Source organism: Bacillus sp. CPT56D-587-MTF (genome assembly GCF_058792335.1).
Genome location: NZ_JBYTEF010000001.1, coordinates 159130 through 171133, shown reverse-complemented (window position 1 = coordinate 171133; position 12004 = coordinate 159130). Strand labels below are relative to the sequence as shown.

General features: G+C 35.5%; 8 protein-coding genes and 5 pseudogenes. 1 reads left to right on the top strand and 12 read right to left on the bottom strand.

All coding sequences use genetic code 11. The features are described 5' to 3' along the window. Window positions 1-5: 5 nt before the first annotated feature. From AC3WVZ_RS00890 to AC3WVZ_RS00865, 6 genes and pseudogenes are all read right to left on the bottom strand, one after another. Window positions 6-711 (bottom strand): annotated as a pseudogene (locus tag AC3WVZ_RS00890) (metallophosphoesterase family protein). Between the two features lie 437 nt (window positions 712-1148). Next, on the bottom strand, window positions 1149-2525 hold the full coding sequence (locus AC3WVZ_RS00885; protein WP_063220130.1) for an ABC transporter substrate-binding protein: 1377 nt from the start codon (window positions 2523-2525) through the stop codon (window positions 1149-1151). 21 nt (window positions 2526-2546) lie between these two features. Beyond that, window positions 2547-3368 carry a carbohydrate ABC transporter permease gene (locus AC3WVZ_RS00880; protein WP_000635946.1) on the bottom strand — a complete coding sequence of 274 codons (822 nt, stop codon included), beginning with the start codon at window positions 3366-3368 and terminating at the stop codon, window positions 2547-2549. Beyond that, window positions 3365-4297: a carbohydrate ABC transporter permease gene (locus AC3WVZ_RS00875; protein ID WP_233935873.1), complete on the bottom strand. Its 933-nt coding sequence runs from the start codon at window positions 4295-4297 to the stop codon at window positions 3365-3367. Before AC3WVZ_RS00875 ends, AC3WVZ_RS00880 begins: the two co-directional genes overlap by 4 nt. Further along, the gene (locus AC3WVZ_RS00870; protein ID WP_233935871.1) at window positions 4297-5394 is read right to left on the bottom strand and encodes an ABC transporter ATP-binding protein; all 1098 of its coding nucleotides are present in this window, start codon (window positions 5392-5394) and stop codon (window positions 4297-4299) included. Before AC3WVZ_RS00870 ends, AC3WVZ_RS00875 begins: the two co-directional genes overlap by 1 nt. Beyond that, window positions 5391-5645: pseudogene (locus tag AC3WVZ_RS00865) on the bottom strand (glycerol-3-phosphate responsive antiterminator); the annotation flags it as partial. The gene AC3WVZ_RS00870 and the pseudogene AC3WVZ_RS00865, both read right to left, overlap by 4 nt. 102 nt (window positions 5646-5747) lie before the next feature. Here AC3WVZ_RS00865 and tnpC point away from each other — a divergent pair. Continuing rightward, window positions 5748-7151: an IS66 family transposase gene (gene tnpC, locus AC3WVZ_RS00860; protein WP_100910632.1), complete on the top strand. Its 1404-nt coding sequence runs from the start codon at window positions 5748-5750 to the stop codon at window positions 7149-7151. 116 nt (window positions 7152-7267) lie between these two features. On the opposite strand, the pseudogene AC3WVZ_RS00855 reads toward tnpC, so the two are convergent. The 6 genes and pseudogenes from AC3WVZ_RS00855 to AC3WVZ_RS00830 form a co-directional block, all read right to left on the bottom strand. After that, window positions 7268-7588: pseudogene (locus tag AC3WVZ_RS00855) on the bottom strand (glycerol-3-phosphate responsive antiterminator); the annotation flags it as partial. A 308-nt stretch (window positions 7589-7896) separates the two neighbouring features. Next, window positions 7897-8172, bottom strand: a pseudogene (locus AC3WVZ_RS00850) (GNAT family N-acetyltransferase); the annotation flags it as partial. A 142-nt stretch (window positions 8173-8314) separates the two neighbouring features. Next, window positions 8315-9184 carry an ankyrin repeat domain-containing protein gene (locus tag AC3WVZ_RS00845; protein WP_000287336.1) on the bottom strand — a complete coding sequence of 290 codons (870 nt, stop codon included), beginning with the start codon at window positions 9182-9184 and terminating at the stop codon, window positions 8315-8317. A 377-nt stretch (window positions 9185-9561) separates the two neighbouring features. Next, window positions 9562-10931 (bottom strand): annotated as a pseudogene (locus AC3WVZ_RS00840) (IS1182-like element ISBth7 family transposase); the annotation flags it as partial. Window positions 10932-11062: 131 nt separating this feature from the next. Further along, a complete protein-coding gene (locus tag AC3WVZ_RS00835; RefSeq protein WP_000865665.1) occupies window positions 11063-11566 on the bottom strand; it encodes a nitrous oxide reductase accessory protein NosL in 504 nt (167 codons plus the stop codon). 135 nt (window positions 11567-11701) lie between these two features. Further along, on the bottom strand, window positions 11702-11956 hold the full coding sequence (locus AC3WVZ_RS00830; RefSeq protein ID WP_000857376.1) for a hypothetical protein: 255 nt from the start codon (window positions 11954-11956) through the stop codon (window positions 11702-11704). Window positions 11957-12004: the final 48 nt, after the last annotated feature.

Genomic DNA, 12004 nt, shown 5'->3' with positions numbered 1-12004 from the left:
CTCTTTCAATTTTTTATTACATATACCTTTTTACTCGGCAACTCTAAACAATTTAGCTGACCGCCATACACAGCCCCGCCATCAATTCCAATAATACGATTACTACCAAAATACACTCCGCAATCCTCACTACCATGAAGCGTTTTTGTTTCCGTATGCCCAAATACAATAACCTTTTCACCGCTATATCCATTATGAAATTCATTACGGATCCACATTAATGTATATGGTTCAGATTCAGAAACTCGTTTCATCGGTTCAACCCCAGCATGTACAAATATATACTCTTCTGTTTCAATGTAATGATCTAATTCTTGAATAAACTTTATATGTTCCTCTAATACACGAGAGTGTAAAATCGGTTTTTGGAAGTCTTTCTCATTAACCGCAATATCTTCTTCTACAAATCCATAGCTATATAATGTCTTATCTCCACCATTTCTTTTTTACCCAATGGTTCCATGAACGTTCCTCATTTGTCGTTAACGCCTTAATCATCATATCTTCATGATTTCCTTTTAAAATGAGTGCTCCATCTTTTTTCAATTCTCTTACCTTTTCAATTACAGCACGCGCATTTGGACCACGATCTACATAATCTCCCAGTAAGATTAATTGATCCTGTTTCGCATCATATTGAGCTTCTTCCAATAAATGTTCGAACTTTTCTATCTCTCCATGAATATCACTAATAACAAGAATTCTTTTCATATTATCCCCCCTCTTTCTAATTATAGTTCAAAACGACAGAAAGTTCAGAATTGAAATCCCGTATTAACGGGCAGTAAGCCCCCCACTGATTACAGTTTCACTTTATTACAAACTAAACTATTATCCTTACAACAATGTAAGTCTCTTGTCATCCAATTCGATAGTTGTAATTACTGTATTTCCTTATACTGAGAGTAAGAAATGAAACAAAAAATAAGGAGAGATGAGAGATGAAAAAAGTAATGGAAGTTGTAGTAGCGGTAGTAGAGGTTTTCGTAAATGGTAAACAAGTCGCAATGGAGTTAAATAAATAATGAAAAGGACAACATTCACTCTAGACCCTTTACTCATATAAAAGAGATAAGACTTCATCATTTCTTTGATCCCTTATCTCCCTATAAAGAAAGCCGTATCCCTTTTAAGGATACGGCTTTCTCTTATTTTTGACTCGTACGAGCTGAAATGCTAATTGCTCTATCTGTTGCTTTGGCAGCTTCATCTAACGCTTCTTTACTATTCTTCCCGTCATACATCGCTTCTAATGCTTTTACAACTGCATCTCGTGATTCTGGGAATACACTAATTAAAGCCCCTTGTGTTGCTGGAGATTGCTTCGTCGCTTGCAATTGATCTACTGTTACTTTCAACTGTGGATATTTTTCATATTGCTCTTTTACTAATGGCTCATTATATGCATCTGGATTAATTGAGAAATAACCTGTTGCAGTATGCCATTTTGCTTGTACGTCTGGCTTCGTTAAATATTTCATAAAGTCCCAAGCACCTTGTTGCGTTTCTTCTGAAACCATATTCGTCATCCATAATGATGCTCCACCAATAACAACACCATTTTGTTTCGAATCCTCAGGATACGGAATATATGAAACACCTACATTAAACTTAGATGCATCGATTAAATCACGAACACCGGCTGAAGAATCTAAATACATAGCAACTTGTCCAGATTGGAACGCGGCACGAATATCATCCCAACTTGCTCCATACTTTCCAAGTGCGCCAGCTTTATTTAAATCATCTAACATTCCAAATACTTTCTGTCCTTCTTTACCGTTAAATACCGCCTTCTTTGCAGCATCTTTACGGCCGTTTTCGTTATCTACATATAAAGCACCTTGTGTCGCTAACAATTCTTCAAAGAACCAACCATAGTTAAGCATGGAGAATCCATATTGTTTTACATTTCCGCCTTCTTTAATCGTTAACTTTTTCGCTGCTTCTTGTAATTCCGCATATGTTTTTGGAGCTTTCTCTGGATCTAAGCCCGCCTTTGCAAAAGCATCTTTATTATAAATTAATACTGGTGTAGATGAATTAAATGGCATAGAATACATTTTTCCATCAACTGAATAATAATTTGTAATTGCTTTTTCTAATTTTGACGTATCGTACTTATCTTTTTTTATCCAGCTATCAATTGGTGTGATTTTTTTGCTATCAATCATATATTTCGTTGTAATTTCACTCGATTGAACAAGAGCTGGCGCTTCTTTCGTTGCAGACATCGTTCTAAATTTCGTTAAAGACTCTTCATATGTCCCTTGGAACTCTGCCTTTATCTCATATTTATTTTGCGACTTATTATAGTCTGCAACAAGACCATCTAATACTCCTTGTGTTTTTCCACCCATCGCATGCCAGAAGCGAATTACAGTTTTATCACCATTTTTTTCAACTGGTGCTACTTTTGCCTGTACTTCAGATTTTCCCTCTGTTTTACTATTTGAACAAGCTGCACTAGATAATGCCATTGTTGCTACCATTAATAGAGCAGCACCTTTTTTAACTAGACTCATTTAAATCTCACCTTCTCTTAGTTATTTAATTGCACCTTTGGTTAATCCTTGTTGTAATTGCTTTTGCCCTAAAAATAGTAAAATCAATGTTGGAATAACGATAACCGTAACACCGGCCATTACGCTTCCCCAATCAGTTGCAACTTCTTGAGACTGAAGCTGCTTTACACCGATTTGCACTGTTCTTACTTTTTCATCAGTGGTCACTAAAAGTGGCCATAAATACATATTCCATGTTGTTAAAAAGCTATATACTCCAAGCGTAATAAAACTCGTTTTACAATACGGTATTACAACGCTGAATAAAAATCTTATATTTCCAATCCCTTCAATAAAAGCAGCTTCTTTCAGTTCATTCGGGAGTGTCATAAAATGTTGACGTAACAAGAAAATACCGAAAGCTGTTGCAAAAAACGGCACTGTCATCCCGGCGAAACTATTGATCCAGCCAAAGTTTTGAATCGTTAAAAAGTTAGGCACCATCGTTGCTTCCCACGGAATAAGCATCGTTGAAATAAACAGGAAGAAAATTAAGTTTCTCCCTTTAAACTGAAGAAAAACAAAAGCATAAGCTGCTAAACTTGATACGATAAGTTGTCCAATCATAACGACTGTCGATACAATTAAACTGTTATATAAGTATGTAAAAAGCGGTACTTTTTGAAAAATATTAATGAAATTATCAAAAGTAAACTGGGTCGGAAATAACCTTCTCATTTGAATATCGTCTGGTGTCATAAAGCTTATTAAAAATGCATACAGTACAGGAAAAAATACCATCACTGCACTAATAATGAGTAGCATGTATAATAGGAAATTTTGTTTCCACTGTTTAACAATCATTTATAATGCACCTTTCTCTCAGCAAACTTAAATTGAAGTAATGTAGCAACGAAAATGAAAACAAATAATACCATCGCTTGTGCACTTGCTGTTCCAAATTGATGATTCACAAACGCCTCTTTGTAAATCGAGTACACAATTAAATTCGTTACATCATTTGGTCCACCGTGCGTTAAAATATCAATTTGTCCAAAGCTTTGGAACGCACTAATTAATGTTACTGTTACAATAAAGAATAAAGTTGGTGATAGCATCGGTAATGTAACACGGCGAAGCTTATATAAATAACTAGCACCATCTATAGATGCACTCTCATATAAAGACGTATCAATATTTTGTAAACCACCTAATATAACTAAAAATGCAAAACCTGTATTCACCCAAACTGTTGTAACTGATACAGAGAATAGTGCCCAGTCCGGACTCGTTAACCATGCGATTGCAGGAAGGTTCATAGAGGCTAATATATTATTAAATAATCCTACACTTGGATGAAATAAAAATAGCCAAATCACTGCACTAGCAGCTACTGATATTCCCATCGTCGAAGAAAAAAGAACTCGGAATAACCCAATACCTCTTACCTTTCCATTTGCAATCAATGCAAGAAACAAAGCAAATATAATACTCGTAGGAACTGTATATAAAACAAATAATAAAGTTGATTTTATACTTTTGTAGAAGGCTGGATCAGAGAATAAATATTGATAATTTTCTAAGCCAACGAAAAGATTAGCTTCTCCATGTATATCGGTTAAATAAAAACTATAATAAATCGTCCTAAACAATGGATAGAACAGAAAAATCGAAAATAGCAAAATAGATGGCGCCAAAAACAATAATCCTATTCTTAAATCTTTCGTTCTCTCCCATAATTTTTTCTTTTTTGACACCTTTGTTTGAACTGGTAACTTACTTACTTCGATCATTATTTCGCCACCACTTTCAACTCTTCTTCACCTACCACTTTTAAGCGTTCATTCGTGTTTTCGTTAAAGAAGCATAACTTTTCTTGCGAGAATAATAATTTTACTTTGTCACCTTTGTTCAGGAGTAACTGTCCGATAACTTTCGCACTCCAAGTTGTTCCATTTACCGCAAAGTTCAATATAGATTCATTCCCTAATACTTCTACAGATTGCAACGTCACTTCTTGTCCCTCCTCAGACAGTGCAATATGCTCAGGGCGCATGCCTATGCGAATTGTTCCTTCTGGTAATTGCTTTAACTGTCTAATAGATAATGGAATTTGCAATTGTCCTATATGTAATACACCTTTTTCTTTATTTACTTCCCCATCATTTATATTCATAGAAGGAGAACCTATAAAGCTTGCAACAAATTCGTTTGCTGGTTCGTTATATATGTTAAGTGGTGTTCCAACTTGCTGTATACTTCCTTTATTTAAAACCATGATACGATCACCCATAGTCATCGCTTCTATTTGATCGTGGGTAACGTAAATCATCGTAATTCCTAATCGCTGCTGAATTTCTCTAATTTCAATTCTCATTTGCGCACGTAATTTCGCATCCAAATTCGAAAGTGGTTCATCCATTAAACAGATTGGCGCTTGACTCACAATTGCCCTGGCAAGTGCAACACGCTGTCTTTGTCCGCCTGATAATTGGCCTGGTTTCATTTTCACATACTCTTTCAGTCCTACCATTTCAATAGCTTCCATTAATCGCTTTTGTCGCTCTTCTTTTTGTACTTTTCTTACCTTAAGTCCAAATAAAATATTTTCTTCTACAGATAAGTGTGGATATAATGCATAATTTTGAAATACCATTGATAGATTACGGTCTTTCGGCTCTAGATCATTTGCAACACGTTCATTAATAATTAAATCTCCTGAAGAAATCTCTTCTAAGCCAGCGATCATTCGTAATAATGTGCTTTTCCCGCATCCCGAAGGTCCAACTAAAACAAAAAATTCACCCTTCTTAATATGAACCGATACGCCTTTAACCGCTGTCTCTTCTGCATTTTTATATACCTTTGAAACCTTTTTCAATTCAATCACAAGGTTGCACTCCTTTTTTCTTCTTGTATCCATACTTCATAATGACTTGTTGAAATCGCACTTGCTCCTGCACGAATTGCAATTTCCGCATCTTCTCGCGTTTGAATCAGCCCTCCTGCAATAATAGGAAACTCTATTTCCTCTACTAGCTGCTTAATAATAGAAGGCATAATCCCCGGCATAATCTCTACTGCATTTGGTTTAGTCGTTTTACAATTTTCAATTGATTTAGTAAGAGATAAAGTATCTACGTAACTACTCAGCCACCTTTCGGTGTCTTTTTTAAATTTTACTAGTTTCATATGCCTCCCATTTGTAAATACTGAGTATATCAAACAGGGGAGGTGAATCTTATGGTCGATCGAAAAATTATTTTAGATACATATAAAAAAGGACCTGAAGCTGTTATTTCTTTATTTGAAGAAACATTTTCTAAGTTAGAAAAACGTATACAAGAACTAGAAAATGCTTCAAAAAAAAACTCCAAAAATAGTCATAAGCCACCTTCTACAGATGGTTTGGGTAAGCCCGTTACAAAAAGTTTGCGCAAACCGTCTCATCGTCAAACGGGTGGCCAGTTGGGCCACAAGGGACATACTCTTGGTTTGACAGCGACTCCAGATCATACGATTACACATTCTCCTACATATTGTACTTGTTGTCATACTTCCTTGAACCACGAGCCTGTAAAAGGGTATCGCATTCGCCAAGTGTATGACTTACCACCTATTCAGATCGAAGTGACAGAACATAAAGTAGAACAGAAAGAATGCCCACATTGCCATTCTATCCAAGAAGCCCAATTTCCTTCGACAGTATCTCGTCCTGTTCAATATGGTCCAAATATAAAAAGACTGATTCCCTATTTAACGCATTATCAATGCATTTCTTTGAAGCGAACAAAAGAATTCTTTCAGGATTGTTTTGGACATTCTATAAGCGAAGGAACCCTGGTAAATCATACACAGGCTTTCGCTTCTCAATTGCAGCCATTCATAAAAGAAGTAAAGGAAAAGATTCTGCAGTCTCCTGTTGTCCATTTTGATGAAACTGGTATGCGTGTAGAAAACAAAACACAATGGTTACATACTGCCAGTACACCGGAGGTGACATTGCAACATATTCATCAAAAACGTGGAAAAGAAGCAATGGATGCTGGAGAAATCTTGCCATCTTTTTCTGGAATTGCGATGCATGATGGTTGGAAATCGTATGATGCGTATACAGATTGTCGTCACGTTTTATGTAATGCCCATCTCTTACGAGATTTACAAGGAATTATAGATAGTACTGGAGAACAATGGGCACAACAGATGCAGAAATTTCTAACGCAAGCGTTGACGATGAAAAAGCAATCCGAAGGTACCATGCCAAAAGCGACGCAAAAGAATCTGTTTATTATGTATCAATCCATATTGAAAGAACAACAGATTCTTTCCACGAAACAAAAGAAGAAAGGAAAGCAGACGCCTTCTCAAAATTTATGGAATCGCTTCGTCAAGTATTCTGACAGAATTCTAGCGTTTTTAGAACATCCAGCCATTCCATTTGATAACAATCAAGCAGAACGGGATATTCGGATGACGAAAGTAAAACAGAAAGTGTCTGGGACTTTCCGAAGTAAGAAAGGCGCAGAATCTTTTTGTCAGATACGAAGCTTTATGAGTACCATGAAAAAACAAAAACAATCGGTCTTACAAGCGATAAACCAAGTCATAGAAACTAGAACGGTTCCTTGGAATAACACGACTTCATAAGAGAATTTCTCTATTTGGCATAGATTCTTTCTCTGATTGGAGTATTTTCTTTTCATGTTTTCGAATCGGAAACATGTATTTGGCCTGTTTTTTTATTTGAAGAAGCTGAGTAGTTACGTATCTACAATAAAAATACGTTGAATTGCTTTCAATCCAATTTTATTAGCATTTCGAATTGTTGAACCCTTTGTTGAAATAATACCTTGTGCCCCGATAACATCTTGAATATACAAAAGCGCTTCCTCTGTATTCGTATTTAAGCCTTGTATAAAATCACAATGAAGAAATACATCATGTCCATGTTTCTGCAATTCATATACACGCTCTGGTAATTCCAGCATTGAACCAGTCATAAGAAAAACTGTTTTCGGCAATTTTTTGTATGCTTTGTATCCTTTCCAATCCTTTATCATCGCAATATAAGGTTCTTTAAACATTTATTCCACCTAACTGTTCTATTTTTATCCAAACTAAAAACACCTACTTACATAGAACGCCTTTCTCCTTATTTGAACTCTAGGGAATAGAGCACACCTAAGAAAGTGGCACATTATATGTAAGTGGGTGTTCTCAAATGTTCTCTACCCTAGTTATTTTGTTACCTTTACTATATTACGCATTTATTAAGTCAGTTTTGATAGATTGTTAATTAGGTGTTAATCGAATGTTAATATTCACCATATCATTATTTACATTAATCTAGATATTAAAATATAAATAAATAGAACGAAACAATACTTAAAATTCAATCAATATGTAAATTCATTCCATAGTTAATGATTTTTAGTTTGCTTGCCACTGCTTGCAAACTAAAGTTATCCCATGCAGTACTATAAAGTGGAATGCGCCTTTTCTCTTGTATTGATATGGCCCAGGCTGTAACAACATCAGTACCATATCCGTTCCCTTGAAACTCCGCTAAAGTTTCCACACTTGCCTCAGCAGCTACGGGCGTACTTCTGGCACTGCAACAAACAGAAACTACTTTTTCATTTTTTACAATTGCCAAATAAGGTTGCCTCCTTATTTACTCCATTTACCATCCATTCATAATCTATTTTTCATGTTCAAAATAAAAATCCCATTCAAATACACATTACTGAATCCATCATACTAACTGATTTCTTCATTCTGTCTATCTAAATGGGACTATTTTTCGTTTTTTACTCTACTGGTTGTTGTGGCTGTACTACTTCATTCGCTCCAGCTACCCTCAACATATTTACAATATCTTTAAAACCTCTTTTTTCAGCGTATTGCAGTGGCGTCAGATGTTCCTTGTTAGCCATGTTTACATCTGCACCGTGATCAATAAGTAATTGAATTACTTTCTTATGGTTTTCACTACCATTTCCTAATACAATTGCTTCTAATAACGCTGTTCCACCACGTTCATTTTTATAATTCACATCAATATCTGTATGCTCTAATAATTCTTTAACAACCTCTACATGGCCACGCTCAGATGCAGAAATAAGTGCTGTCCCACCTGACCTAGTCGTTTCTTTCGTATTAACTCCTGCATTAATTAATACTTTTACAATATCCGTATATCCTTCTCTACTTGCATAAAGAAGTGGATTACTTTTTTTCTCATCTTTAATTTCAATATTAGCACCTGCACCAATTAATGCTTTAACTGTCTCTACATGATTTTGGTACGTCGCTGCAAGGACAGGCGTTTCTCCGTTGTCACCTTCTACGTTTATATTCGCTCCATCCTGAATCAACTTCATAGCTGTCTCTGTGTCTCCAAGAGTAGCTGAAAGTAACAACTGTTTGTCCATTAAATTTATACTTTTCTCTTCTTTAGATTCTTCCTGTTCTTTATGCTTCTCTTTTTTCTTCTCATTTTTCACATGAACCGGTTTCGATTCTGGTTCTTCTTGCTTATCGCAAGCCACTACCGTCATTAAAAGTCCTAATAAAATACATAATAAAATTTTTTGTTTTCTCACAACTACAGCTCCTATGAAAGATAATGTTTTCTTAACCATTCCTCCATCACATACAATAACTCTTCTTGAGTACATTTATCCATAAGCCCTTTAGATTCCTTCTTTAATCGGATTATCTTAAGCTTATACTATGTTTCTCAACCTATTGAAATGATACGCCTGATGGCCCCATCATTAACATTATGAAGCAATTAGTTTAGCACGTTTTTACCGCATTTGTATACATTTCTAAAAAGTACATAAATGATTGCTTTAGGTTACTATATTCCATTGTAACCGTTCTGCTAAAAATTTTACACCTTTTCTATATTTGCACCTGAGTAATAATAGAAAAAGACAACTACATAGTTGTCTTTTTCTCAGAGTGTTGGGAAACCCTTTAGGGTTCCCAACACTCTGGAATCTTTTTTGATTTTAGCGAATAAAAACAACATAAAATAATAGAATTTTAAAAAATAGCCCTCCACCTGACCCTTTTTGGTCAGGTGGAGGGCTATTTTTTTCATGTTTTGACAAGCTGCGGTGAGATAAGCTTGCATTTGGACAGACTTCAGCCCTCGAAACCGGGCATAGCGGTAGCCATGTAGTTCTTTGGCGTCTGCAAAGCTTCGCTCTATAGTGGAACAGCGTACTTTATACAACCTTTTCCCTGTAGCTGTTAGCTTGTTTTTTCTAGCAATATCCTTATATTTCTCCCACACATGATGAGTGATAACTTTTTGTTTTTGTTTCTTTGAAAAGCACACCTCACGTAACGGACAAACAGCGCAGTCTTCTGGATTCGATTTGTATTGACGGTATCCTTCACGATCAGTTGTTACATATTCTAGAATACATCCCATCGGACAAGCGAAAACATTCATTTCTTCTACATATTTAAATTGGCTTTTCGGTACTTCTTTATTCCGTTTTCCAAATCGGCGATACCCCATCACCATAAATATATTCCGTTCTGATAGTTTCTTACAGATATATCCTGTAAAATAGCCAGCATCAAGGGCAACAGCTTCTACTTTGAAGTCGAATTTATCAATCTGAGCTTGGAGGCGTGCTAAATACGGCTCGGAATCTGCCATATTTCCAGCCGTTACATAGGTATCTGTAATAATATTGTACTTCGCATCAGTCGTACGATGATCCAAGAAATGAAAACCATTTGGTTTTCCATCTCTCATTAAAAATCCACTATCTGGATCCGTTGTACTTATACGAGTTTTTTTGGTAGGGGTATCACTTTCCTTTCTAGGTTTTAATTCTTTTTTCCATGTACCTCACGATCTTCGATTACCGCAGCTTCTAGCTCGTCTATATAAAACTTTGCTTTTTCTTTTTTATATTTATGTACAAATTTATTTTTATTGGCATTGGCCTTAATATGTGTAGAATCTGTCATCAGTGCACGTCCTCCTACCATCCGGTGCTCCGTCGCTTGTCTCACAATCTCATCAAAAATTTCTTCGAAAATATTTGTATGAATAAAACGAGTACGACGATTCCAACTGATTGTAGAGTGATCCGGAATAGTATCCGATAGAGAAAACCCTAAAAACCAACGGTAGGCAATATTCGTTTTAATTTCCTTTTCCAATTGACGCTCAGAACGAATACCGTAAAAATATCCAATAAACATCATCTTAAATAAAACAATAGGATGAATGGACGGGCGTCCATTGTTTTCACAGTAATAAGGGCGTAACTTCTCTTCAATAAAATCAAAACTAATTGTCGCTTCAATTGCACGAAGGAAATGATCTTGTGGAACCAACTCTTCTACAGAAACAGATACACGCTCATCACGATGATTTTTTAAAGCACCCATCATAAAAAATCTCTCCTTTTCCTCTTTTTTATCAGTGTTGACACATAAAAAGAGGTTCAGACACAAAAACAGGCTGTGGAGAAGACTTTCTCCACAGCCTGAGAAAAAGACAACTACATAGTTGTCTTTTTCTATTAATGATGTCCACCATGATTTCCTGCTTTCGGTTTCCCCATCATCTCTTTATTCATTTCCCATTTATGCTCTGCTAGCTCTTTATACGAAAGAACTTTCCCCTTATAGTTAGATACAAAGCTCTCTGCATCTTTTTTATTTTTAAATGAAATGACATTATAAGCCATCGGTGTCGTTATTGTTTTATCATATACGTAAGTAGCGTCTTCTAACGAAATCCAATCTTTCGAATCATAATCTCGGACAAATTTCTCTTTCGTCTTTTCATCTGAGTTGATCTCCATCCATTTATACATACAACCGATATCATCAAACTTTAACGCTTTTCCATTTTCTAAAATAATTTCTGTTGCAAATTGATTATCTGTTACCCCAATTTGGCAAATATCACATTTATCATGTTTCTCATCAATGGCAACAGCTGCTGTTTCCTTTTTCCCACACCCGACTACCGTAAATACGAAACATAAACATATAGCAAGTACGACATATTTTACTTTCATCAATATTCCTCCCTAGAAACCGTATACTCCACGAAAAGAATACCAAAAGGTTGTGTGAGATTTGTGAAAAAACAATGTGCTTTTTGTAATATAGGAAACAAAAAAAGATGTGTAGTTATTTCTACACATCTCTCATCACTCGCAACCTGTAATTAACAAATCATCTTCTAATTTAACTAATAATGTATCCGCACTAATTTCCTGTCCAACTTCTACATTTACCAATCTTATATTTCCACTAATCCCGACTGCAATTTTTTTAAGCTCACCGTCATTTTTTCGGATCATCAGTAATTTTTCCCATTCATATACGTAAGAAGATTCATTAATAAAAATCTCCTCTACTTTTCCTTCATAAGAGCTATAAATCTCTTCAATTCTCGTTTTCATATAACATCTACTCCCTATTTCACACTTCACTATTTTCATCTTATTCTA

Excerpts from the sequence above, each read along its gene's own strand:
- AC3WVZ_RS00875 (WP_233935873.1), bottom strand. The coding sequence starts at position 4,297 with ATGATCGAAGTAAGTAAGTTACCAGTTCAAACAAAGGTGTCAAAAAAG.
- AC3WVZ_RS00830 (WP_000857376.1), bottom strand. The coding sequence starts at position 11,956 with ATGAAAACGAGAATTGAAGAGATTTATAGCTCTTATGAAGGAAAAGTA.
- AC3WVZ_RS00880 (WP_000635946.1), bottom strand. The coding sequence starts at position 3,368 with ATGATTGTTAAACAGTGGAAACAAAATTTCCTATTATACATGCTACTC.
- AC3WVZ_RS00835 (WP_000865665.1), bottom strand. The coding sequence starts at position 11,566 with ATGAAAGTAAAATATGTCGTACTTGCTATATGTTTATGTTTCGTATTT.
- AC3WVZ_RS00845 (WP_000287336.1), bottom strand. The coding sequence starts at position 9,184 with ATGTACTCAAGAAGAGTTATTGTATGTGATGGAGGAATGGTTAAGAAA.
- tnpC (WP_100910632.1), top strand. The coding sequence starts at position 5,748 with ATGGTCGATCGAAAAATTATTTTAGATACATATAAAAAAGGACCTGAA.
- AC3WVZ_RS00885 (WP_063220130.1), bottom strand. The coding sequence starts at position 2,525 with ATGAGTCTAGTTAAAAAAGGTGCTGCTCTATTAATGGTAGCAACAATG.